The following is a 23,707-nucleotide window of genomic DNA, read 5'->3' as shown; positions in this document are numbered from 1 at the left end:
GTTCGAGGGATTACTTCCCGATACAGAAATTCCTAAAAATATTCTCGAGGAGATCGTCCGTGGTGATTTCTCCGGTGATCTCCCCGAGGAAATGTAGTGAGCGACGGATATCCATCGCTACAAAATCATTGCTGATTTGATTATCCAAACCACTGAGAATATCTAGGAGGGAAGCCCGGGTTTTGACCAGGGAATCGTAATGCCGCACATTGGTAACAATGGTATTTCCGGTTCTGAATTTGTCCAGATTTACCAATTCTAAAATTCGAATTTTTAGCTCTTCGAGGTTTTCTTTTTTTCCTGCGGAAATAAAAATCGTATCCGGATGCTGTTCCTTTAACTCACTACTAATATTGGCTTTAGCTTTATCAGTCTTATTGGCTACTTTAAGAAAAGGGACACCTTGATTCTCGAGTTTATTGATCTCCCGATTGACTTCTACCAAGTCTGTATCACTCAAATCAAAGAGGTATAAAATCAAGGAAGCAGTCTTCATTTTCTCCTGTGTTCGACTTACTCCAATCGCTTCGATAGTATCTGTGGTCTCCCGAAGTCCGGCTGTATCGATAAAGCGAAAGATCACGCCACCTATGCTGATTTCATCCTCGATAAAATCACGGGTAGTTCCTGCAATTTCCGAGACAATCGCTTTCTCTTCGTTGAGCAGGGCATTGAGCAAGGTGGATTTCCCTGCATTCGGTTTTCCAGCAATAACTGTTGGAACGCCGTTTTTGATAACATTTCCCAGATCAAAACTCAAAATCAATTCTTCCACTACTCGAAGCAGTCGCTCCACAAGCGCCCGTAATTCATCCCGACTGGCAAACTCCACATCTTCCTCGCCAAAATCCAGTTCCAACTCAATCATAGAAGCAAAATGGATCAATCGGGAGCGAAGCTGCTGAATTTCAGAACTGAATCCTCCACGCATTTGATTCAATGCTGCTTGATGGCTGGTCTCCGAATCTGCATGAATCAAATCTGCAACAGCCTCAGCCTGAGCCAAATCAAATTGTCCATTTAGGAAGGCGCGCTGTGTGAATTCTCCTGGTTTGGCAGGACGCGCACCTTTACGGACAAATAGCTTAAGTACTTGGTTGATGATATAAGAAGAACCGTGCGTGGAGATTTCCACTACATTTTCCTTGGTAAATGACTTTGGTGCAATAAACAGGGATACCAACACCTCATCGATGATTTTTTCTCCATCTCGGATGGTGCCAAAATGAATGGTATGAGATTCTTGTTTTTCCAGGTTTTTTCCAAAGAACACTTCGTTGGTTAGACGAATAGCCTCGGGTCCGGAAAGTCGAATAACTGCAATTGCACCAACTCCCTGTGGGGTTGCCAGTGCAATAATGGTGTCTTTTTGATCAGAAAGGGTAAAACTCATTTCTTTGGAAATGCATTAGCAACGACCCCTGTTAAGGTTTCCAAAAAAGGAACAGGCTCTCTATAGCCAGGCATTTGGGTGATATTCTGTAAAGTAGGATCAATGATCACAAAGTTGGGATAGGAGCGAACCCGCATCGCAGCTGCCATTTGGGCTTCATTGTATTCTTTTCCCATAAAATTAAAAGTGCGTTTGGTGTCTTCGGCATTCAATTTCACGGCGTAAAAGTTTGCATTGATGTATTCGATGACCTTAGGATCTGTAAAAGTGTCCTTATCCATCTTTTTGCACCAGCCGCACCAATCGGTGTACACGTCCACAAAAAGCATCTTTTTTTGAAATTCGTTTGCTTCCACAGCTTTTTCGAATTTCATCCATTCAATTTGATCTTGCCCATTTACATTTTGGCTCAAGAAGCCAAGGGCTAATAAAAAGAAGAATATTCTTATTTTTTCCATATCAATTTCCAAACGACTCTTGCTTTGTTGAAGTTCCAAATCTGTTACTGAATAGCTTACTTTTATACAATGCGCTTGCCAAAAATACAATTCCGGCTACACTTACAACCATTCCCGCGATGGAACTATCGAAGAAATATGCCAAGTAATATCCCAAAATGGCGATTCCTATTCCAATTCCAATGGTGATTTTGATCAATTGGTTTAGTTTTTTAGTCCAAAGGAAAGCCGTTGCGGGAGGTACCACTAGGAGTGCAACTACCAAAATCGCGCCCACCGCTTCGAAGCTGCTTACAGTAGTGTAAGATACCATACTCATTAACCCTAGATTGATAACTCCTGCTGGGATTCCGATCACCATGCTGAAGTTTTCATCAAAACTGGTTACGGTTAACTCTTTAAAAAACAGGTAGATGAATCCTCCTACTAAAATTAAATTTAGAAGTGCGAGGTACATGATTCTTGGCCCCATATTTTGACCACCACCAGTTATCCAGAGATCAATTGGTAAGTAGGCGATTTCCCCATAAAGCACACATTCCTGGTCTAGGTCAACTTTGTAAGCTAACAGATTGATCAGGATAATTCCGATAGCAAAGAGTAGGGTAAAGGTGATTCCAATCGAAGCGTCAAGCTGAACTCTTGCTTTTCTTCTCAGCCAATCGATCATTAGCGTTGCTAAAATCCCTAAAATTCCAGCTCCAATAATCACTTCAAGTCCCCGCTGACTTCCGGAGACGAAAAAGCCGATTACTATTCCCGGTAAAACTGCATGCGAAATGGCATCGCCTGTCATGGACATTTTGCGGAGCATCATAAACACTCCCAATAGACCGCAGGAAATCGAGATCATCGAAGCGGTGAATATGATCAGAAATGCATTTTGGTCAAAGCTCATCATGGTCGCGGGGGATGGTCTCCTGGTGAGGATCTAGTTTAGGATAATTAAGTCTGTTTTCAAGCAGTTCTTCCAGCTCAGGAGTGAGGATATGCTCGAGTTTTTCGGCTGAATCATGAACGTGATCCGGTGCAATATTCATGTACTCATTTAGGTATAGTTCCCAAAGTCTATGAAGTCGTACGATACGTTTAGACTCTGATTTTCCTTTAGGAGTGAGTGATATAATAGACTGATTTTTAATTATTAAACCGTTACTAATTAAATTATCAATAGATTGGTCTGATTCTCTCTTTTGGAAGGGGTAGGCCTCATAGATTTCTTCTATGGTCATGTTTTTCTTCCCAGCTTCAAGTGCACGATATAATGCTTTTAATAGATGGTCTTGATGTGTTTTTTTGAGATAGCTTCTTCTGGAAATATAGCGTGAAAGGACTCCTCGCTTTGGTGCAAATAGAAATGAAATCAAGGCTAAAAACGAAAGGAAGACTACGACCCAAGGACCGGTTGGCATTTGCGGTAGAACAAAGGAAATGTATGTTCCCATCACGCCCGATACTGCGGAAAAGATCCCTGCAAGGATCACTAAATTCCCCAGCTTATCAGTCCAGAATCTTGCAGCAGCCCCAGGGGTAATTAGCAGTGCTGCCATCAAAACTACCCCGATCGCCTGAATTCCGATCACAACAGATAAGATCATCAGTACATTAAAAACCAATCGGATCAATCCCATTGGATAGCCAATAGCCTTCCCGTATTCGGCATTAAAGACTAGCAGACTAAATTCCTTTTGAAAGATGCTCAGCGAAAGAATGATGAAAACTGCTAATCCACCATAAATCCAAAGGTCTTCTTCTAAAATTGCGATAGCATTTCCAAAGATAAATTGATTCAGTCCAGCCATTTCGGGGTTTCCGGACTTTTGGATCACTGTTAACAATACGATCCCGAATCCAAAGAAAATGGATAGGATGGAAGCTATAATTGCATCCTCACTCAATCGGGTGTTTTTGCGAAGCCATGAGGTTAAAAACGTAGCCAAAGCTCCTGAAAAGAATGCTCCTGATACGATGTAAACTGGGTTTTTTGTTCCTGCAAGGATAAAACCCAGACAGATCCCCGGCAAAACTGCATGAGAAATAGCATCTCCAAGTAGCGCTTTTTTATCCAAAAAGCTATAAGTTCCGACATAAGCTGAACCTACACCAAGTAGAATAATTCCGATTACCACAAATGCAATCGAAGAGTCTTGAAAAGTGAAGAAGTAGAGAAAATCGCTCATATCAGTTTTTCAAAGGATTGAATTCTTTCTGACGAATTAAATCAGACACTTTGGTAAGTAAATTCAGTTTTCCACCATAGGTTTTGCGAAGTAGCTCTTCAGTAATTACTGTTTCTTTTGGGCCAGAAGCGACCAAATGAAGATTGAGCATGATAAACCAATCGAAGTAATTCACAGCGGAATAAATGTCATGATGGACCACCACTACTGTTTTTCCTTCTGCAGTCATTTGCTTCAAAAGTTCGAAAATGGCGGTCTCTGTAGCCATATCTACACCAGCAAAAGGTTCATCCATTAAATAGAGATCTGCATTCTGCGCTAGTGATCTTCCGATAAAAACCCGTTGTTGCTGTCCACCGGAGAGTTCTGAAATCTGCCGCTTTGCAAAACCCTGCATCCCTACTTTCTCCAAACATTCCATCGCGAGTTCCTTTTCCTTTTTCCCAGGTCTTTTAAAAAGTCCAAGTTTGCCGTAGGTTCCCATCAATACCACGTCAAGCACAGATGCGGGGAAATTCCAGTCCACTGATTCTCGCTGTGGTACGTAGCTGATTCTGCTGCGTACTTCTTCCAAGGATTTGTCAAAAAGCTTGACATATCCTCCAGAAGGAGAGACTAGGCCCATGATAGCCTTTATAAGTGTACTTTTTCCAGCCCCGTTTGGGCCCAGAATTCCGATCAATTTTCCAGATGGGAGACTTAAGTCCACATTCCAGAGAACGGGACTTTGATCATAACTTACCGTTAGGTCATGAATTTCGATGATGGGGTGTTCTATGTGGTTTATCATGGTTTAAGGCTTTCAAAGATGACGTTAACATTGGTGTTGACCATTCCGATATAGGTTCCGGCAGAGCCATTAGGATCGCCAAGGCTATCAGTGAATAAGGGTCCTGCAAGTTTGATCTCGTGGTTTTGGTTTTTGCAACCTGCGACTACTGCTTCAATTGCTTTTGGAGAAATGGTTTGCTCTGCAAAAACTGCTTTGATTTTTCGGCTTACAATAAACTGAACCAAACCAGTCAGATCCCGAAGACCGGGTTCGCTGAGTGTGGATAAGCCTTGCAATCCTAAAACTTCGATTCCATAAGCTCGACCAAAGTATGCAAATGCATCATGAGCTGTAATGAGCGCCTGATTGGAACGTTTAAGCTCTTCCATTTTTTTGGCGGTTTCCTGATTTAGATCTGAAAGCTTTGATTGGAAAACAGCAGCGTTTTTTTCAATACTTGTTTTCCAATTTGGTTTCCAAAGAATGATTTCTTCAGCAGCATGAGCCATAGCCATGGACCACAAGTTCACATCAAACCAAATATGTGGATCGACTGAGTGCGCCTCGGGACCAGATCGAAGGAGACGATCATTGGGGATTTTCTCTGATACATTGATCAGGACCTGACTAAATTCCAGCTTTTCGAAAATCTCTGTCATTTTCCCTTCCAGAAAAAGTCCATGGTAAATAACCAAATCTGCATTCTGCAATAGATCCAAATCCCGAGCGGAAGCTTTGTATAAGTGGGGGTCAACACCTGCCGGCATCAGTGCAACTACTTCTGCCGAATCTCCTACCAAATTCCGAATTCCATCTGCCAAAATACTGGTTGTCGTGACGATTTGGGGTTTGAGACGTTCCTCCGGATTTTCAAATTTGCAGCTGGCAAAAATAAATAGGAGTAGAGGCAATATGATTCGAACTGGGATCATGACTGAAGTACCAAAATGTTTATTGCGACTTCTTTTGACATAAAGAGATTTTTCTTTTGATCGACTAAAATTTCGATCGATCCATCAAAATCCACCTTGTCCAAAACTTTGATTCTGGCACCGATATAAGCGCCTACTTTATCGAGGTATTTTAGGAATGCTGCCGAGCTGTCTTTGACTGCTACGATCTGTCCCATTTGGTCGATTTCCATCTCGTTTAGAGCTACTCTTGGCTTTGCTTTTACATCGCCAAATTCATCCGGAATAGGGTCTCCGTGTGGGTCAAATTTTGGATAGTTGAGATAGGCGTCCAATCGTTGGATGAGTAGGGGGGATTGGATGTGTTCGAGCTCCTCGGCTACCTCATGAACTTCATCCCAGGCGAAGTTTAATTTGTCCACTAGGAAGACTTCCCAAAGTCTATGTTTCCGGACTGTTTGCAATGCCATCCGTTTCCCTTCTTCGGTGATGTGAACCCCGTAATATTTTCGGTACTCGATCATCTCCTTCTCCCCAAGTTTACGAAGCATGTCAGTGACAGAGGCAGGTTTTGTTTTCATTTCTCGGGCCACATCGTTGGTGGATACACTCTTCTTTCCGTCTTCGGAGAGGTGATAGATAGCTTTCAAATAATTCTCTTCTGCTGTAGTCAAAATCGTCTCTTGTTTATGCTATGGCAAATATAAAAAATAATTTAGCTATATCTAAAATAATATTTATAAGAAGCTAAAAGGACTGTGGATAACCTGAAATTAGTTGTGCGCACCGATTTAGATTTTACGAAATATAAATTTAGACAAGACTTAAAAAAAATCAGAAAGCATTTATAATCAAATAACTGAATGATGGAATTAAGGAAGTCTAGCTTCCATTTTAAAAAATGACTTTTGAAAATGGAGTTTCCAATCTCAGGAATCGAGTGTCAAGAATTGGGCATGAGTGGATAACTTTTGGAGTTTATCCACGATTTGATTTTAGGAAAGGAGATTTTCGATTGCCGATAAAAAATCGGCTTCTTGGGAATTCCAAAGAATGGAAGGGCTTGGATTGGCAGTAAAAAAAGTTTGTTGGATCGCTTGGTCGAATTGTGAAATTGCAAGCTTGGGTTTTGAAAAATCAATGGAACATCCTCCGGAAAAGTCTTTTAAAAATTCCTCCCATTTTGTGTTAGGTGAAATCAAAACAGGAACACCTAAAGCAGCTGCTTCAAATAATTTGGTCGGCATTTTATCCCAAATCTCCGGATGATTTTGATAGGGTAAAAGGCAGAAATCAACCGAAGAAAAGGCCTGCATAATTTCCTGATGATCGATTGGAATCTGACTGGTTTGAATGCTGATTTGAGGACTGTTTTCAGTTAGTTTTTCCAGTTCAATTTCAAAACTCCGTAGCGGAACATGACCGATAATATGGAGTGAAGATTTGGGGTATTTTTTTAGAATTTCTTTGAACCAAACGATCCCATCAAAAATCCCAAAAGCCGGAGTAATAGTGCCTGAAATCAGGAATGAAAACTTATCTTTTTTACTCAAAACCAAATCGGATTTTTCAAGTATTTCACCCTTGAATTTATTCTCCAAAATTAGAAACGGAGATTTTTCAGGCATCTCATTTTGATAGCATCGTTCAGCTAAAAAGTACAAATCAATTCCTTTTACGTCTTCCATTTTTCGAATCAACTTTGCTGCTTTTGATTTTTGCGAGGAAGACAATGTTGGATTCAGATTCAGGTTTGCTGCATAGTTTTCCTGTACATCATAGACAAGTTTATACCCAATCCGATTTTTGAAAAAAGAGGCGATGCGTAAGTATTCGTAGGTACAACAAATGAGAATTTTCGGTCGGACTCGAAAGAGGATTTTTGTAAACCGAACAAGTGACAGGATGCGGGAAAGCTTTGAGCCGGGACGGGCGAAAGAAGAATAAAACTTAACACTTTCGATCTTTTCTTCCTTTTTAGTAGAAAAGCCTATGATGTTTAATTCGTATTTATTTGTTTCACGCAGCGAAATACCAAGCTTCTCCCAAACCCGTGAATCATGGGTTGGTTTGAGGGAAGAAGCAATAAGAATGGGTATTCGCGAAGCGGAATTTTCACTCATAAACGAAACTAACCAAAAATATGGAACTCAGAACAATCATTGAAAAAGCTTGGGATAACCGAGAATTATTGAAAGAAAAAGAAACTCAAATTGCGATTAAAACTATCATTGCGGATCTGGATTCCGGAGTTTTGAGAGTTGCTGAACCAGTAGGTGATGGTTCTTGGAAGGTAAATGACTGGGTGAAAAAGGCAGTGATCCTGTATTTCCCTATTCAAAAGATGGAGACAATTGAAGTTGGACCTTTTGAGTTTCACGATAAAATGGCCTTGAAATCAAACTATGCAAAGCAAGGCGTGAGAGTTGTTCCGCACGCAGTAGCGAGGTATGGTGCTTATTTGGCAAGTGGAGTAGTGATGATGCCAAGTTATGTTAATATCGGAGCTTATGTAGACAGTGGCACGATGGTTGACACTTGGGCAACTGTAGGATCTTGCGCGCAAATTGGCAAGGACGTTCATTTGAGTGGTGGAGTAGGTATTGGTGGGGTATTAGAGCCTGTGCAAGCAGCACCTGTGATCATAGAGGATGGAGCATTTATTGGTTCAAGAGCAATCATAGTAGAGGGTGTTCGAATCGGTAAGCAAGCAGTAATCGGAGCAGGAGTAACGCTGACAGCTAGTTCAAAAATCATCGATGTGACAGGGCCAGAACCTGTGGAGTACAAAGGATATGTGCCGGAAAGATCAGTAGTGATCCCGGGTACTATTCCCAAAACCTTTGCCTCCGGAACCTTTCAAGTGCCATGTGCCTTAATTATAGGCCAGCGTAAGGCCTCCACTGATCTCAAGACTTCCCTCAATGATGCGCTTCGAGACAACAGTGTAGCAGTCTAAACCAACTCAAATGAAAAAAAGTACCCTAGTAGTTATTTCTTTGATTTCCAGCCTCTTTGTCTTTTCCTGTAGTGAAAACAATGTAAGTAATGGAGATAAGTATTACAATGATTCTCAGTTTGATCAAGCAATCAACGAATATTCAAATGAATTGAAATATGCTCCTAATGATGTGAGAGTCTTATATCATAGAGGTCGAGCATATGAAGAATTGGGTAATTTTGAAGAAGCTAAATCTGACTTTGAAGCAGCTTTGGATTTGGATCCAAATAACTTTCAAGTTCTATTAAGCCTGGCAAATCTTCATCATAAGGAGAAAAATTTTACCAACGCATTATTATTTTCTAATAGGGCAGCAGATATTCCCGGTGCTCCGGCAATGGCTTCATTTATGAAAGCCAGAGCATTGCATCAGATGGGAAAAACAGATGATGCTTTGAAAGCATACAGTAATGCAATCACTTTGGACAAAGATTTCGGTCAGGCTTATTACAATCGCGGATTATTGAAAATTGGAATAAAAAATGTCAAAGGAGCTTGTGAGGATTTTCAACTGAGCTCGGCGTTGGAATATCCTGGTGCAGCAGAAGCTTTCAAAAAGTATTGCAAGTAATCTCAAAAATTCATTAACAAAAAAAGACCAGTCTCAGACCGGTCTTTTTTTGTTAATGAACGTGGGACTCTTCCTTATGATCGCAAAGATTTTCAGAGGATAGTTTTCCGCTTCCGTTACAGGTTCTACAAGAACTAACCTCTTTTAGACTTCCTTCACAAACAGGACAAGTCAATCTTCCATTTCCATTGCAGCGTTCACACTCGAAATATTCTACGATTTTAAAGATATTGACACGTGTGATCATTCCTGATCCACTGCATCGACTGCAACCTACTACGCCTTTTGCCTTGCAATAGTCACAGTCTTGCTCAATCTGTCTTGCACCTTCGCAGGTAAAGCATACTTTATATCTGTACCCTCTTCGGTCACAGAGTTGACAAACTTTGATTTCATTTAATGGACCGGCTAATTTTTTTTGTAATTCCTGAGCACCCTGATAATGATCACCGGCAAATCCACTTAGCTCTAGATACTTGTTTAGAAAGTTTGCACTATTGTCATATTGCTTCAACTCAAAAAGCGTCTCGGCGAAGAAATAAGGCATTTCTTCAGGTAGGGGGAGTCCAGAATCTATGAGGTCTCTGAAAATTGAGTTAGCTGTTTCATACTCATTTCGTTCCATCGCAGCCTGAGCACCTTTCATCCAACGGTCGGTTTGCCCTAGGTTTGGACTAATCTGAGCATTGGCAAAATGGGTAAGGCAAAATGCAAAAGCAATCAAAAGGAATAACGCGGGAGACTTGAGGGGGCTTTTCAAGGTTAATTTTCGGATCATTGAAACCAAATAAAAAGAGTATTAATGAGTATGTAAAGTTAATGTTTACAAATCGATATTTCTTTTCCCAAATTCTTATTTGGGTTTTGGAAATTAAAAATTGTCTTTATTTTAGGGATTCATTCAAAAATTAAGTTTTACAATAATCATAAACACCAAAAGAAACATGGCACAAGCAATTACAATGATCGAAGGAATCGGCGAAGTATACAAAGGAAAACTTTCCGATGCCGGAATATCAACCATCGAAGGTCTTCTTGAAAAAGGAGCGTCTAAATCAGGAAGAAAATCAATTGCTGAAGCTTCAGGAATAGATGAGGGTAAAATTTTGGATTGGGTAAATATGGCTGACCTATTTAGAATCAAAGGTGTTGCAAGTCAATTTGCAGAGCTTTTGAAAGCAGCAGGAGTGGATACCGTAAAAGAATTGAGAAACCGAAACGCTGAAAACCTGCATGCGGCTTTGACAAAAACACAAGAAGAGAAAGGACTTACAAAGGCAGTTCCTGCTTTGTCTAAGATTCAAGACTTCATCGCTCAAGCCAAAGAACTTGCTCCAATGGTGACATACTAATTAATTACAATACCTTTTTCATTTGAAAACCTTTTTGCTCTTGGCATCAAGGTTTTTTTTGTAGTTTAAATTTTTAAAGAAAAATGAAATGAGCAATACAGAAAAATTCATCTCTACCTTGGCTGATGGTCAGGTATATAAGAAGGACTTTATCATTTTGGGTACCGGAATCCTGGACGGGGAATCCATAAATGGAGCCCAAATTAAAATTCCGCTTAAAACCCTTAACCGTCATGGCTTGATAGCCGGAGCTACCGGAACAGGAAAAACTAAAACACTTCAGGTCATTGCAGAACAGCTATCATTGAAGGGAATTCCTTCTGTTTTGATGGATTTGAAAGGCGACCTTTCCGGTCTGGCTAAACCTGGAACAGCAAATGATTTTATCAAAAAGAGGTCTGAGGTCATTGGAGTCGATTATGATCCAATGGGATTGCCAGTTGAACTCATGTCCATTTCAAATGAGAAAGGCGTTAAGTTGAAAGCAACGGTTTCTGAATTTGGGCCGGTACTTATTTCTCAAATTCTTGAATTGAATGATACCCAGCGTGGAGTTATTTCACTGATTTTTAGGTATTGTGATGTTAATCATCTTCCACTTCTTGATTTGAAAGACATGAAACGTGTACTTCAGTTCATCACGAACGAGGGAAAAGAAGCGATTCAAAAGGAGTTTGGTCAAGTATCTTCTGCTTCTGTCAATACGATCATGCGAAAGATCATCGAGCTTGAGCAGCAGGGTGCAGAAGAATTTTTTGGGGAGAGATCTTTTGATGTTGAGGACTTCGTCCGTACAGAAAATGGAAAAGGAGTGATTTCTGTTATTCGATTGACTGATATTCAAAATCGTCCTAAGCTCTTTTCTACCTTTATGTTAAGTTTGCTTTCGGAGATTTATGAGACATTTCCTGAGCAGGGAGATGCTGATCAGCCAAAGCTTTGTTTATTTATTGATGAGGCACATTTGGTCTTTTCGAATGCCTCTAATGATTTATTGGAGAAAATTGAGGCAATTGTAAAACTTATAAGATCAAAAGGAGTGGGGGTTTACTTTTGTACACAGACACCAACTGATGTACCTGAGAATATTCTTGGTCAGCTTGGCCTGAAAGTTCAGCATGCTTTGAGAGCTTTTACTGCAAAAGATCGAAAGGCGATTTCAAAAACTGCAGAAAACTATCCTGATTCGCCTTTTTACAAGACTTCAGAGGTCCTTACGGCAATGGGTATCGGTGAGGCATTAGTGACAGCATTGAATGAAAAAGGGATCCCAACCCCTCTAGCGCACACTTTGGTGAGAGCACCAATCACTCGAATGGATATTCTGGAAAATTCAGAGATCCTAGATTTAGTGTCTAATTCTAAATTAGTAAACAAATACAATCAAGACATAGACCGGGAGAGTGCATTTGAAATGCTTGAGAAAAAGATGATCCAAGTAGAAGAAGAGCAGCAAAAAGCCACTTTGCCCAAGCCATCTCTACCTAGATCCAAGGCAAAAGAAGAAGAGTCACTTATCGAGGAATTGAGCAAGAATACCATGGTAAGACAACTTGGAAGGACTATTTTCAGAGAGTTGACTCGAGGGATTTTGGGGTCTTTTTCAAGAAAACGTTAATAGCTGATTGCTCGGGAATCCATGAAAATAGCAATTATAGGAGGGGGGGCTGCAGGATTTTTTGCTGCAATTCATGCAAGTGGACCGGGAAGATCGGTGACCATCTTTGAAAAATCTCCTAAAATATTATCCAAAGTCAAAGTATCGGGAGGAGGAAGATGTAATGTCACACATCAGCCGATGGAGGTCTCCAAATTGGTCAAAAATTATCCCAGAGGTGAAAAATTCCTTAAGAAAGTTTTTCCAAGGTTCAACTCAAATGACACCATCGCTTGGTTTGAAAAGCGAGGGGTCAGCTTGAAAGTAGAACCAGATGGCCGGATGTTTCCAACTTCTGATGACTCTCAAACGATCATTGATTGTCTGGTGAAAGAAGCGAGTAAATTGAATATTCAAATTCTTAAATCTTGTGGAATATCAGAAATCCTTCCTATCAGCTCTGGCTTTAAATTGTCTACAAGTCAGGGTGAATTTGCATTCGACAAGTTGATTGTTGCTACAGGTGGATTTCCAAAAACAGAGAGTTACTCTTTTCTTAAGAGATTGAATCATAGTATTATTGATCCTATACCTTCACTTTTTACTTTCAATACTCCGCAAGAGACTTTGAAAGAGTTGATGGGGATCTCTGTTCCGAATGGAATTGTCAAAATCGCAGGTACCAAACTAAGTTATCAAGGTCCGATATTGGTTACCCATTGGGGAGTAAGTGGGCCGGCTGTGCTGAAGCTTTCATCTTTTGGAGCCAAGTGGCTTCATGACCAGCACTATCAGGCTACAGCCTTAATCAATTGGAATGGCGATTTGGGAGAGACGGATTATGAAGAACATTTGAAGAATTATAGCTTTAATCACCCTAATCGAAAAGTTTTTTCACATCCACTTTTTGAGATGCCATCCAGACTTTGGGGGCATTTCTGTGAAAAGGCGGGAATAGAAAGTGATCAAACTTTTAACAATCTTTCTAAAAAACAGCTGAATAAATTGATCCAAAATCTTTTTTGCTATACTTTGAGCATTCAAGGGAAAACCACATTTAAAGAGGAGTTTGTGACCGCAGGAGGAATTAAACTTGATGAAATAGACCCGAATACCATGGAAAGTAAATATCACCCGAATTTATATTTCTCTGGCGAAGTATTAGACATAGACGGTATCACTGGAGGCTTTAATTTTCAAGCAGCCTGGTCTACTGGATTTCTTGCCGGAAAATCAACCCATATTTCTGATTTATGAAATTAATGTATCCTGAACTTAGATCTCTCATTTCTGAAATGTCTGATGGTGATATCGAGTTTGAAAATCAATTGACGACTGCAATTCACCAAGGGTTGAATGAGCTAAAGGAAAAATATCTTGAAGCTTCGATTACCAAGAACGAGGAAATTATTAAGCAGATCCGTCATAAACTCAAGCCAACACTTTCTATGTTTGGTTTCAATGATATCATTGCTGAGCTCCAAAATGGAAAAGATATTTTAGATTCTAATGGCTTTGATATAGTCTTTGAAGCCCACAAAGAGGTCTTATTCTCTTTTTTGGAAGCAGCAATCTGTGAATCTCGATCGTTGATTAAATAAAAAAAGGAGCGCACTTGCAGCTCCATTTTTCAATATTTAAACCCTATGAAGAAATTTTACTTTGTTTGTCAAAAGTAAATTTTGTTTCGCTAGTGGACTTTACTTAATTGTGAACTTCCTGTAAAGCTTTCTTCCTTATATTCTGCTTTATGCCGATTCTTAAATCCAACTATTCAGGACCACCTTTTTATCTTTTTAACGGTCATTTAGAGACTATTATCCCGAGTTTATTTAGAAAGGTAACGGGAGTCAACTATCAGCGCGAAAAAATAAAAACCCCTGATGAAGATTTTCTCAATTTGGATTGGTCAAAAGTAGGGAGTGACAAACTCCTTATTCTTTCCCATGGTCTGGAGGGAGATTCAGGACGACATTATATCATGGGATTGGTGAAGCTTTTCAATCAAAATGGAATTGATGCGCTAGTTTGGAATAATCGGACCTGTGGGGGAGAACTAAATCTGAAGCCGATTCTATATCATCACGGGGCTAGCTATGATCTCGATACGGTAATTGAGCATGTCTTTAGCACTAATGATTACAAGTCAGTTTTTCTATCAGGTATTAGTATGGGGGGCGCTCAAACATTGAAATATCTGGGAGAAAAAGGGCTGGATCTTGACGCTAGAATAGTCAAAGCAGCTGTTTATTCCACCCCATGTAATCTTCCATCCAGTGCTGCCACGCTTAAGGAAAAAAGGAACGTTTTTTATAAAAAGAGATTTTTGGGTAAGCTAAAGAAGAAAATGGCCGCTAAAGCTTTGCAATTTCCAGAGTTGATCGATTTAGAAATGTTGGAGAAGGTCGACGACTTTGACACCTTTGATACCTTTTTCACGGCAAAGATTCATGGGTTTAAAGATGCAGATGATTTCTATCAAAGTGTGAGTGCGGATAACTGGATGCCGGCAATTTCAATCCCAACATTAATCATAAATGCTTTGAATGATCCACTTTTGGGACCTGCTTGTTATCCGGTTTCCTTGGCCGAAAGTAAGCCTGAAATTATTTTGGAAATGCCAAAATTTGGTGGTCATACTGGCTTTGTAAATCGCTCCCAAGAATTTACTTGGGCCGAATACCGCATCCTCGATTTTCTTCTCAAATAGATTTGATTGTAATCAAATACTATATTGTGGTACTGTTCCCCTAAACAACTTCAATTATGAGAAAGCTTTTTTTTGGCTCCCTTTTTTTACTTGGGTTGCTCACTATTTTCCTAATGTGGTATTTCCAATTTATGAATTTCAATCTTGGGCAATTCGTGCTTTGGATTCTAGGAGGACTTTTTTTGGTGGGGATTTATGATGTGCTTCAGAAAAAGCATGCAATCCTTAGAAATTTCCCCGTGGTGGGACATTTGAGGTATATTCTGGAATCAATTAGTCCAGAGATTCAGCAGTATTTTATCGAAAGTAATACAGATGGCCGCCCTTTTAATAGAAACCTACGGGCTTTGGCCTATAGAAGAGCAAAAAATGCGAATGATACCCATCCTTTTGGAACACAACGAGATTTGAATGAAGTGGATTATATGGCATTGAGACATTCTATTTATGCTGTTTCTCCGGATAAGACAGATGCCCGAGTGATGATAGGAGGAGATGCATGTTTGCATCCTTATGATGCATCTGTTTTTAATATTTCTGCGATGAGCTTCGGTTCATTGAGTTCTAATGCTATCAGGGCGCTTAATCTAGGAGCAAAAAAAGGCGGATTTTACCATAATACAGGGGAAGGGGGAATTTCTTCTTATCACCGTCAGGGAGGGGATTTGGTCTGGCAGATCGGAACGGGCTACTTTGGATGTAGAGATGAACATGGGAATTTTGACCCAGTCAAATTTGCTGAAAAGGCAAATTGGCCGGAAGTCAAGATGATTGAGATAAAGCTCTCTCAAGGTGCAAAACCCGGTCACGGAGGTGTGCTTCCTGGTGTCAAAAATACAGCTGAAATAGCAGAAATAAGAGGTGTGGAAAAAGGAACCACTATCCTTTCACCTCCTTCTCATGGTGCCTTTAAGGAGGAGAATGGATTAATAGAATTTGTAGGAAAGCTTCGAGCGCTTTCAGGTGGAAAACCTATAGGATTTAAACTTTGTATCGGTAGGACAGAGGAGTTTAATGCAATCTGCAAAGCTATGGTAGCTCATCAGATTTTTCCTGATTTTATCACTATAGATGGAGCAGAAGGAGGTACAGGTGCAGCGCCTTTGGAGTTTTCAGATAGTGTAGGATTACCTTTGGAGCCCTCTTTAATATTTGTAAGAGGAACTTTGGTCAAATTTGGAATAAGAGGTAAAATCAAAATTATAGCCTCAGGAAAAGCGCTTAGTGCATTTTCAATCTTAAAATACATCGCTCTTGGTGCAGATCTTTGTAATTCTGCACGTGGGTTTATGTTCAGCTTAGGATGCATCCAAGCCTTAAGATGTAATACCAATGATTGCCCAACTGGTGTAGCCACGCAAAAAGCTTCCTTGGCCAAAGGGTTGGTGGTTACGGATAAATCCGAGCGAGTTTATAATTTCCACAAAAACACCATTCATGCTTTAAAGGAATTGCTGGGGGCGTCAGGACATTGCCATACCTCTGAACTTACAATCCATGATTTGGTCAGAGGTGATGAAATGGTAGCTTTGGCAAATCGCTATTTTCCGGATTCAGTGAATACTCAAGTTTAGCTAAATCGTTTGATAGCAAGATCTGCAACTGTACCACCGATAGAAAGTGAACTTGTCGCTGCTGGTGAAGGAGCATTTAAGACGTTGATAGCATTAGCGGTCTCCCGAATGGCAAAATCATCCAATAAGCCTCCTGTTCGGTCACATGCCTGAGCTCTAACGCCTGCTCCACCTTCTACAAGATCAGATTCTTGGATTTCAGGGATCAACTCTTGAAGGGCTTTGGTGAATGCTGATTTGGAAAAGGAACGATATAATTCTCCAAAACCTGTCTGCCAATATTTTGCAGCTACTTTTTGGAATCCTGGCCAAGCTAATGTTTCTCCCAATTCGAAAAGATTGATTTGGGATTTTTTGTAACCTTCTCTTCTGAAAGCTAAAACTGCATTAGGCCCAGCTTCCACACCACCTTTTTTCATTCTTGTAAAGTGGACACCTAAAAATGGAAAATTGGGGTCAGGTACAGGGTAAATCAAGTTTTTAACTAAAAACTCACGATCGGATTTCAACTTGTAATACTCTCCTCTGAAAGGAATAATTTTCACGTCGATTGAATCTTCCTCACTCATTTGAGCGATCTTATCAGAGTACAATCCGGCGCAATTAATTACGAGTTTTGATTCAAAGGTTTTATTTGAAGTTTCAATATAATTCAAGCTTTCCTTTGTGCTTATTTTTAATACTTTATGATTTAAAAATATTTCTCCTCCTTGTTGAATTATTTTTCGACCGTATGCTAAAGCCACCTGGTAATAATCAACTATTCCGGTTTGTGGGACATGAATCGCAGCTACCCCCGCACAGTGTGGTTCATATACTTTTAATTCCTCTAAAGTAATGTATCGAGTCCCCGTCAAGCCGTTTTGGAGGCCACGTTCAAAAAGGGTCTTGAGTAAAGGCTTTTGTTCTTCCCGAGTGGCTACGACCACCTTTCCAGTTATTTCAAAAGGGATTTTTTCCTCCTGGCAAAATTTCACCAATTCATGATAACCATTGATACAGTTAGTTGCTTTAAGGGATCCTGGCTTGTAATATAATCCTGAATGAATGACACCACTGTTATTTCCTGTTTGATGCTTGGCAAGTTGATCCTCTTTTTCAAGGATTGCTATTTTCAGGTTAGGCCTTTTGGATTGGAGTTTAAGACCTGTTGCCAGTCCGACGATTCCTCCGCCGACAATTACAATATCGTAGCTCATGTTTTGATTTTAAATTATTCAAATATAATAGTGATGGAATCAAAATCCTGAGATAATTGAGTTTCACTTTTTCTTAAAAATGATAAAATATATCGGTAGAGGGATAATTTCCTTACAGATTGAATTTATTTTGCAGCGTTGTGTTTACTAACCAACCTTAAATTGATGATCCGAAGTTTTTTTACTTTTCTATTTTTCCTAATCTGTCTCACTGCGTCCGCCCAATTCAGTATTAAAGGTAAAGTGACAGATGCGCAAACAGGAGATCCGATTCCTTTTGCCTCGGTATTACTTAAAGGCACAACCATTGGAATATCCACCGATTTTGAAGGGAATTACCAGATTGATTCCAAGGTGCTATCTGATAGCATTATGGTGAGTTATTTGGGATATATTTCTGGTGTTAAACCCTTATCAAAAGATTCTAACCAGACTATTAATTTCCAATTGGTCCCTTCCGATTTCCAGTTGGAAGCCTTTGTGTTTGAAGCTGGAGAGAATCCTGCTTTTGAAGTGATTCGAAGGGCTGTGGCACGAAAAAAAGACTTTGATAAAAGGAATCTAAGTGCTTACGAAACAAAGAATTATACAAAGATTGAAATTGATATTGATCATGTCTCTGAGGAGTTTACTCAACGTAAGACGGTGCAAAAAGTCACTGCAGTTTTAGACTCTATTAAGCAGTTGACCAATGATGAAGGAGAGAAGATTCTTCCTGTTTTTTTCTCAGAAACACTTTCCAAGTTTTATTTCCGAACAAATCCCGAACTTAAAAAGGAGATTGTCGAAAAATCCAAAGTCACAGGAGTGGGGATAACCGATGGTTCAACCACCTCACAGATTACTGGCTCGGCTTTTCAGGAATATAATTTTTATAAAAACTGGTTGAATATTCTCGAAAAGGAATTCGTGTCACCGATTGCTGATGGGTGGAAAGGGTTCTATGACTATGATCTGTTGGATTCAGTTTATGTTTCTGGAGACTCCGCCTATTTGCTAAAAGTATATCCACTTCGAGAGCAGGATTTGGCCTTTTCCGGATTGATCTGGATAAATAAAGAAACCTACGCTTTGAAGCAAGTGGATTTGGTCATTCCAAAAGAAGCAAACTTAAACTTTATCGAGCGTATCAAAATCCAACAGGAACTGGTGCCAACCAGTGCGGGGCCCTTGATTGCTTCTAAAACCCGTGTGCAGATCAAAATAGGGCAGATAACTCCTAAAACAGCTGGTCTTTTGGCTAAATTCTACACCTCGGCAGATAGTATTAAAATCGTTGATCCTCAGCCGACTAATTTCTTTAATCAAGCGGTTGTCTTGAAACCGGATTTTAATGAAGCAAGCGAGGATTTTTGGAAAGTTAATCGACAAGATCCCTTGAGCTTAGAGGAGTTGGCAGTGCTGCAGATGGTCGATACGCTGAAAAAGATACCTGTGATTCGTTTTTACTCAGAGGGATTAAAATTCTTTGCCACAGGCTATTTGCCTGTTCGGAAAATCGATATAGGTCCTTGGCCTGGCTTTTTTAATTACAATAATATCGAAGGAGTCCGATTTGGAATGGGCTTTCGAACCAATTTGAAGTTTAGCAATAAATGGCTTTTGGAAGGGTACTTAGCTTATGGATTCAAGGATGAAGAATTAAAATATACAGGGTCAATTACCCGGATTTTGAATAGAAACAGATGGACTACCATCTCCTTGAAATCTCAAAAAGAAATTGATCAGGTTGGATTGGAAATTGAAAGTCTGGCAGGGAACAGTATTTTTCTGGCGGCCAGTCGTTTTGGCACCTTGAGAAGACCGTATTTCAGCACCAATCATCGTTTAGATTTTCAACGTGAAATTTTCAAAGGATTCTTGTTTACTACGGGTCTAAAATTGGCTGAGTTTGATCCATTATACGATTTTTATTATCTGGAAAAGGGCACGAATGAATACCAGTCAAAATTTCAAACCACAGAAATAAAAGCAGGTTTACGCTACGGTAGAGATGAAATCATCATTATAAACGATAATGAAAGAGTATCATTTGGACCATCAAGATGGCCAATTTTTGAAATGAATTTTAGCAAGGGCTTCCAAGGACTAGGCGGAGATATCGACTACACGAAATTGAGTTTTTACATGTATCAGCGCCTTAATATGGGGATGCTGGGTGTCTCTAGATATGAATTGGATGCCGGAAAAATATTTGGAGAAGTGCCCTATCCAATCTTAAAAAATCATCTGGGGAATGAGACTCTGTTTTACACCACGGCAGCATTCAATACGATGAATTTCAATGAATTTGCCTCTGATCAGTACTTCAGTCTACGATACAGACATTTCTTCGAAGGATTTCTTTTGAATAAAATACCCCTTATTAAAAAACTGAAATGGAGAGCCGTTGCCAATGCAAATGTACTTTTTGGTAGTGTCAGCGATAAAAATATTGCCAATTCACCAACTGTAGATCCGGTAGGGGGTCCTCTAAAGACCTTTGGAAGATTAGACCCGACAAAGCCTTATGTGGAACTTGGATATGGGGTGGAGAATATCTTTAAATTTTTCAGGGTGGACTTTTTTCACCGGATGACCTATTTGGATACGCCTGATGCGAGACCTTTTTCAGTAAAGGTGAGTGCACAGATTATTCTTTAATAGTTTCAATTTCTTAGTTTTTAATTTATTTTTAAGACATGAAGAAACTGAGGAGTTACGTTTTTTTACCCATTTTATTTATCTCATTTTTTGCCTGTTCGAAATCTGAGAAATCGGATATGAATGCTAAAAATGAAGGGTTAGAGATCATCAAAGTAGATCTTTCCGAAGCAAGGGAAGGAAAGCTCTCTGAGTTTTTTGAGCCTGATATAGAATACATCTGGTTGAAAGACGATTCTGAGGATGCTCAGCTAAGTGCGGGATTACATAAAATTATATTTCATGAAGACCAAGTTATTGTTTTGGATATTTTCGGTTGTAGATGTATAAAAGTTTTTGATAGGAAAGGGGGATTTGTTTCGAAAATCAGAGCTTATGGAGAAGGTCCTGAAAAATATCTTGATTTTGACGACGCAATTATCGTCAACAATGAATTATTGATGTTAGGGGTTCATCCTCCTAAATTAATGTGGTTTTCTTTGAAAGGAGAATTTTTGAGAGAAGTTAGTATGGAATCTCACATTGAGACTGGCGTTTATTTGGAAAAGGAAAAACGGTTTTTGTTTTACTCTAACCCCAGAGATCCAGAAGATTATTTTGTAAAAAGTGTCAATGAATCATTTCAGGATACTTTGAGATTTTTCCCATATGATGCGGATACCTATTATGGAAATTATTCTGGTAGAGATAATTTAGTTGGGGAGGAGGCTATATATTTTGCAAGACCTTTTCATGACACAATCATGAGATACGAATCAGGTAAATTCATTCCTAAACTTGTTTTTGATTTCGGAAGCTATGCACAAAGCATTGAGGAGTTGAAAAGGAATAAAGAAACTTTGGATGGTCTTGAAGAACTGAAATTCATAAATAAAAAAGCCAAGCTTTATTTTGCTCCAATGGGTTGGTACATCTCGAATTCGCAGTTTTACTCAGGGTTTAAATTTGAAGAAGGGTTTTTCAATGTTTTTTTTGATCGAGCCAAGCAAAAAACTCACGTATTAAAAGGGAGGATCAAGGACGATATAAACGAAGGTTTTGACCTGTATTCGGTAATTTATAGATTTGATCAGGAGAAAGTTGGTTGTAAAATACCTGGGAAAGATCTTTTCAAAATTTTGCAAAAAAAGAAAGCTGAACTTGGTCAGGATGGCTTTGAGGAATATGTGAAAGGAAAAGGTAAAAACTTTGCGGAAGCGGCCTTTGCTGCGAAAGATTCTGAAAACCCTGTTCTAATCGTTTATACCGTGAAGAAATGATGAATCTTTTCAGGATTACTTTCCTTTAAATTTTTTGATTGAAGGTGCTATTCGCATATTTGCACTTTAATCCAAATGCCTGTTTGTATGGGCTAGAATAATTACAATCATGTCAGAACACATTAAAATTACACTTCCGGACGGCACCGAGAAGGAGTATGAAAAAGGAACTACCGGACTACAGATTGCTGCCAGTATCAGCGAGGGTTTAGCACGGAATGTCCTAGCCGCAAAAGTTAATGGTCAAGTTTGGGATGCAACCCGAGCTATTGATTCAGATTCCTCACTTCAACTATTGACTTGGAATGACCTAGAGGGAAAGAATACCTTTTGGCATTCTTCTGCTCACTTGCTTGCAGAAGCTTTGGAAGCGCTTTATCCTGGGATTAAGTTTGGTATTGGCCCTCCGATCGAGACAGGTTTTTATTACGATGTTGATTTTGGAGATCACACGCTCGATGGCTCAGAGCTTGAGAAAATCGAACAAAAAATAATAGAATTAGCGAGAGCCAAAAATGAATACATCCGAAAGGAAATCTCAAAACCAGATGCCATAGCCTATTTTGAGGAGAAAGGTGATGAATACAAGCTTGACCTTTTAGAAGGTTTGGAGGATGGTTCGATCACATTCTATGAGCAAGGTAATTTCACTGATTTATGTCGTGGACCACATATTCCAAATACAGGTTTTATCAAAGCGGTCAAGCTGACGAATATCGCAGGAGCTTATTGGAGAGGGGATGAGAAGCGAAAGATGTTGACTCGTATTTACGGGGTGACTTTTCCAAAAGCGAAAGAACTTCAGGAGTATTTGACGCTAATTGAAGAAGCTAAAAAGCGAGATCATAGAAAACTTGGAAGAGAATTAGAGCTATTTACATTCTCTGAAAAAGTTGGAATGGGGCTTCCGTTGTGGTTGCCTAAAGGAACATTGCTGCGTGAGCGCTTGATTAATTTCATGAAAAAAGCGCAGGATAAGTCTGGCTATCAGCAAGTAACCACTCCTCATATCGGAAATAAAGCTCTTTATGAGACTTCCGGTCATTATGAGAAATATGGAAAGGATTCCTTTCAACCGATTACGACTCCTCATGAAGGGGAGGAGTTTCTATTGAAACCGATGAACTGTCCTCACCACTGTGAGATCTACAAGCATAAGCCACATTCATACAAAGAGCTGCCAATCCGCTATGCGGAATTCGGTACTGTGTATCGCTATGAGCAAAGTGGGGAATTGCATGGCTTGACTCGGGTAAGAGGTTTTACTCAGGATGATGCACATATATTCTGCCGACCAGATCAGGTAAAGGAAGAGTTTATCAAAGTTATTGACTTGGTGATGTATGTGTTTAAAGCACTCGGATTCCAAGATTATACTGCACAGATCTCGCTTAGAGATCCAGAGAAACCTGAGAAATATATTGGTGGAGATGAGAACTGGGAAAGAGCAGAGTCCGCTATAATCGAAGCGGCTGCCGAAAGAGGCCTTGAAACTGTGACAGAACTAGGGGAGGCGGCTTTCTATGGTCCAAAGCTGGACTTCATGGTTAAAGATGCTTTGGGAAGAAAATGGCAATTGGGAACCATCCAAGTAGATTATAATTTACCCGAGCGATTCCAGTTGGAATACATAGGAGCAGACAATCAAAAGCATAGACCGGTAATGATTCACCGTGCTCCATTTGGATCCCTTGAGCGGTTTGTTGCAGTATTGATTGAGCATTGCGCAGGTAATTTTCCGCTGTGGCTTGCACCAGAGCAGATTAATATTTTGCCTATATCAGAAAAATATATTGCATACGCTGAAGAAATCAAGGCAATTTTAGATGAGGCTGGAATCACAGGTTCTATTGACAACAGAGATGAGAAAATCGGAAGGAAAATCCGAGATTCAGAAGTCAAAAAAGTGCCTTTTATGCTAATTGTGGGCGAAAAGGAACAAGATGAGCGAAAGCTTTCTGTGAGAAAGCATGGTGCTGGAGATTTAGGTAACTACTCTCCGGAAGAATTTATCACTTATTTTAACGGTATAATATCAGAATCATTGGGTAAGTAAAAATGAGAATATCGAATTTGACTTTTTCTAA

General features: G+C 39.7%; 21 protein-coding genes. 11 read left to right on the top strand and 10 right to left on the bottom strand.

All coding sequences use genetic code 11. The features are described from left to right. Positions 1-10 precede the first annotated feature (10 nt). From mnmE to BVC88_RS20740, 8 genes are all read right to left on the bottom strand, one after another. Entirely contained in the window at positions 11-1,393 is a 1,383-nt protein-coding gene (gene mnmE / locus BVC88_RS20775) for a tRNA uridine-5-carboxymethylaminomethyl(34) synthesis GTPase MnmE (RefSeq protein WP_075352662.1), read from the bottom strand. Next, positions 1,390-1,851 carry a thioredoxin family protein gene (locus BVC88_RS20770; RefSeq protein WP_075352666.1) on the bottom strand — a complete coding sequence of 154 codons (462 nt, stop codon included), beginning with the start codon at positions 1,849-1,851 and terminating at the stop codon, positions 1,390-1,392. The genes mnmE and BVC88_RS20770 overlap by 4 nt, the downstream gene beginning before the upstream one ends. Before the next feature lies 1 nt (position 1,852). After that, positions 1,853-2,752, bottom strand: coding sequence for a metal ABC transporter permease (locus BVC88_RS20765; protein WP_245803697.1), 900 nt, complete (start codon positions 2,750-2,752; stop codon positions 1,853-1,855). Continuing rightward, a complete protein-coding gene (locus BVC88_RS20760) occupies positions 2,739-4,031 on the bottom strand; it encodes a metal ABC transporter permease (RefSeq protein WP_075352660.1) in 1,293 nt (430 codons plus the stop codon). Before BVC88_RS20760 ends, BVC88_RS20765 begins: the two co-directional genes overlap by 14 nt. A gap of 1 nt (position 4,032) precedes the next feature. Then, positions 4,033-4,821 (bottom strand): metal ABC transporter ATP-binding protein, encoded by a 789-nt coding sequence (locus BVC88_RS20755; protein WP_075352659.1) that lies wholly within the window; start codon positions 4,819-4,821, stop codon positions 4,033-4,035. Continuing rightward, complete coding sequence (locus BVC88_RS20750; RefSeq protein ID WP_075352658.1) at positions 4,818-5,735, bottom strand: metal ABC transporter solute-binding protein, Zn/Mn family; 918 nt, start codon at positions 5,733-5,735, stop codon at positions 4,818-4,820. Before BVC88_RS20750 ends, BVC88_RS20755 begins: the two co-directional genes overlap by 4 nt. After that, positions 5,732-6,391, bottom strand: coding sequence for a metal-dependent transcriptional regulator (locus tag BVC88_RS20745; protein ID WP_075352657.1), 660 nt, complete (start codon positions 6,389-6,391; stop codon positions 5,732-5,734). Before BVC88_RS20745 ends, BVC88_RS20750 begins: the two co-directional genes overlap by 4 nt. 318 nt (positions 6,392-6,709) lie before the next feature. Then, positions 6,710-7,837 carry a glycosyltransferase gene (locus BVC88_RS20740; RefSeq protein ID WP_075352656.1) on the bottom strand — a complete coding sequence of 376 codons (1,128 nt, stop codon included), beginning with the start codon at positions 7,835-7,837 and terminating at the stop codon, positions 6,710-6,712. Between the two features lie 20 nt (positions 7,838-7,857). Here BVC88_RS20740 and BVC88_RS20735 point away from each other — a divergent pair, with 20 nt between their 5' ends. Next, positions 7,858-8,673: a 2,3,4,5-tetrahydropyridine-2,6-dicarboxylate N-succinyltransferase gene (locus BVC88_RS20735; RefSeq protein ID WP_075352655.1), complete on the top strand. Its 816-nt coding sequence runs from the start codon at positions 7,858-7,860 to the stop codon at positions 8,671-8,673. 10 nt (positions 8,674-8,683) lie between these two features. Next, a complete protein-coding gene (locus BVC88_RS20730) occupies positions 8,684-9,286 on the top strand; it encodes a tetratricopeptide repeat protein (protein ID WP_075352654.1) in 603 nt (200 codons plus the stop codon). A 52-nt stretch (positions 9,287-9,338) separates the two neighbouring features. Here BVC88_RS20730 and BVC88_RS20725 read toward each other — a convergent pair whose 3' ends face one another. Further along, positions 9,339-10,046 (bottom strand): molecular chaperone DnaJ, encoded by a 708-nt coding sequence (locus BVC88_RS20725; protein WP_245803696.1) that lies wholly within the window; start codon positions 10,044-10,046, stop codon positions 9,339-9,341. A gap of 184 nt (positions 10,047-10,230) precedes the next feature. Between BVC88_RS20725 and BVC88_RS20720 the strand changes: the two genes are divergently transcribed. The 6 genes from BVC88_RS20720 (at position 10,231) to BVC88_RS20695 (ending at position 16,519) form a co-directional block, all read left to right on the top strand. Next, positions 10,231-10,638, top strand: coding sequence for a DUF4332 domain-containing protein (locus BVC88_RS20720; RefSeq protein WP_075352652.1), 408 nt, complete (start codon positions 10,231-10,233; stop codon positions 10,636-10,638). Positions 10,639-10,726: 88 nt separating this feature from the next. Beyond that, positions 10,727-12,256: a helicase HerA-like domain-containing protein gene (locus BVC88_RS20715; protein WP_075352651.1), complete on the top strand. Its 1,530-nt coding sequence runs from the start codon at positions 10,727-10,729 to the stop codon at positions 12,254-12,256. 21 nt (positions 12,257-12,277) lie between these two features. Next, on the top strand, positions 12,278-13,492 hold the full coding sequence (locus BVC88_RS20710) for a BaiN/RdsA family NAD(P)/FAD-dependent oxidoreductase (protein WP_075352650.1): 1,215 nt from the start codon (positions 12,278-12,280) through the stop codon (positions 13,490-13,492). Next, positions 13,489-13,836 carry a hypothetical protein gene (locus BVC88_RS20705; protein ID WP_075352649.1) on the top strand — a complete coding sequence of 116 codons (348 nt, stop codon included), beginning with the start codon at positions 13,489-13,491 and terminating at the stop codon, positions 13,834-13,836. Before BVC88_RS20710 ends, BVC88_RS20705 begins: the two co-directional genes overlap by 4 nt. Positions 13,837-13,985: 149 nt before the next feature. Continuing rightward, positions 13,986-14,945, top strand: a complete 960-nt coding sequence (locus BVC88_RS20700; RefSeq protein ID WP_075352648.1) for a YheT family hydrolase — start codon at positions 13,986-13,988, stop codon at positions 14,943-14,945. A gap of 56 nt (positions 14,946-15,001) precedes the next feature. Next, entirely contained in the window at positions 15,002-16,519 is a 1,518-nt protein-coding gene (locus BVC88_RS20695) for an FMN-binding glutamate synthase family protein (RefSeq protein WP_075352647.1), read from the top strand. Here the strand turns inward: BVC88_RS20695 and lhgO are convergent. Next, positions 16,516-17,718, bottom strand: a complete 1,203-nt coding sequence (gene lhgO / locus BVC88_RS20690) for an L-2-hydroxyglutarate oxidase (protein WP_075352646.1) — start codon at positions 17,716-17,718, stop codon at positions 16,516-16,518. The genes BVC88_RS20695 and lhgO overlap by 4 nt on opposite strands. 165 nt (positions 17,719-17,883) lie before the next feature. Here lhgO and BVC88_RS20685 point away from each other — a divergent pair, with 165 nt between their 5' ends. The 3 genes from BVC88_RS20685 to thrS all read left to right on the top strand — a co-directional run bounded on the left by BVC88_RS20685 (position 17,884) and on the right by thrS (position 23,676). Further along, positions 17,884-20,361: a DUF5686 and carboxypeptidase-like regulatory domain-containing protein gene (locus BVC88_RS20685; RefSeq protein WP_075352645.1), complete on the top strand. Its 2,478-nt coding sequence runs from the start codon at positions 17,884-17,886 to the stop codon at positions 20,359-20,361. Positions 20,362-20,480: 119 nt separating this feature from the next. Beyond that, entirely contained in the window at positions 20,481-21,620 is a 1,140-nt protein-coding gene (locus tag BVC88_RS20680) for a 6-bladed beta-propeller (protein WP_245803695.1), read from the top strand. A 109-nt stretch (positions 21,621-21,729) separates the two neighbouring features. Next, entirely contained in the window at positions 21,730-23,676 is a 1,947-nt protein-coding gene (gene thrS / locus BVC88_RS20675) for a threonine--tRNA ligase (RefSeq protein ID WP_075352643.1), read from the top strand. Positions 23,677-23,707: the final 31 nt, after the last annotated feature.

It is taken from the genome of Algoriphagus marinus, from assembly GCF_001936475.1.
GTDB classification, from domain to species: domain Bacteria; phylum Bacteroidota; class Bacteroidia; order Cytophagales; family Cyclobacteriaceae; genus Algoriphagus; species Algoriphagus marinus.
Note: the sequence above shows the minus strand (reverse complement) of the source record. Positions and strands in the feature narration are given on the sequence as shown.

Bases quoted from the DNA above. Each gene is read 5' to 3' on its own strand.
- mnmE (WP_075352662.1), bottom strand. From the start codon at position 1,393: ATGAGTTTTACCCTTTCTGATCAAAAAGACACCATTATTGCACTGGCA.
- BVC88_RS20770 (WP_075352666.1), bottom strand. From the start codon at position 1,851: ATGGAAAAAATAAGAATATTCTTCTTTTTATTAGCCCTTGGCTTCTTG.
- BVC88_RS20765 (WP_245803697.1), bottom strand. From the start codon at position 2,752: ATGATGAGCTTTGACCAAAATGCATTTCTGATCATATTCACCGCTTCG.
- BVC88_RS20760 (WP_075352660.1), bottom strand. From the start codon at position 4,031: ATGAGCGATTTTCTCTACTTCTTCACTTTTCAAGACTCTTCGATTGCA.
- BVC88_RS20755 (WP_075352659.1), bottom strand. From the start codon at position 4,821: ATGATAAACCACATAGAACACCCCATCATCGAAATTCATGACCTAACG.
- BVC88_RS20750 (WP_075352658.1), bottom strand. From the start codon at position 5,735: ATGATCCCAGTTCGAATCATATTGCCTCTACTCCTATTTATTTTTGCC.
- BVC88_RS20740 (WP_075352656.1), bottom strand. From the start codon at position 7,837: ATGAGTGAAAATTCCGCTTCGCGAATACCCATTCTTATTGCTTCTTCC.
- BVC88_RS20735 (WP_075352655.1), top strand. From the start codon at position 7,858: ATGGAACTCAGAACAATCATTGAAAAAGCTTGGGATAACCGAGAATTA.
- BVC88_RS20730 (WP_075352654.1), top strand. From the start codon at position 8,684: ATGAAAAAAAGTACCCTAGTAGTTATTTCTTTGATTTCCAGCCTCTTT.
- BVC88_RS20720 (WP_075352652.1), top strand. From the start codon at position 10,231: ATGGCACAAGCAATTACAATGATCGAAGGAATCGGCGAAGTATACAAA.
- BVC88_RS20715 (WP_075352651.1), top strand. From the start codon at position 10,727: ATGAGCAATACAGAAAAATTCATCTCTACCTTGGCTGATGGTCAGGTA.
- BVC88_RS20710 (WP_075352650.1), top strand. From the start codon at position 12,278: ATGAAAATAGCAATTATAGGAGGGGGGGCTGCAGGATTTTTTGCTGCA.
- BVC88_RS20705 (WP_075352649.1), top strand. From the start codon at position 13,489: ATGAAATTAATGTATCCTGAACTTAGATCTCTCATTTCTGAAATGTCT.
- BVC88_RS20700 (WP_075352648.1), top strand. From the start codon at position 13,986: ATGCCGATTCTTAAATCCAACTATTCAGGACCACCTTTTTATCTTTTT.
- BVC88_RS20695 (WP_075352647.1), top strand. From the start codon at position 15,002: ATGAGAAAGCTTTTTTTTGGCTCCCTTTTTTTACTTGGGTTGCTCACT.
- lhgO (WP_075352646.1), bottom strand. From the start codon at position 17,718: ATGAGCTACGATATTGTAATTGTCGGCGGAGGAATCGTCGGACTGGCA.
- BVC88_RS20685 (WP_075352645.1), top strand. From the start codon at position 17,884: ATGATCCGAAGTTTTTTTACTTTTCTATTTTTCCTAATCTGTCTCACT.
- BVC88_RS20680 (WP_245803695.1), top strand. From the start codon at position 20,481: ATGAATGCTAAAAATGAAGGGTTAGAGATCATCAAAGTAGATCTTTCC.
- thrS (WP_075352643.1), top strand. From the start codon at position 21,730: ATGTCAGAACACATTAAAATTACACTTCCGGACGGCACCGAGAAGGAG.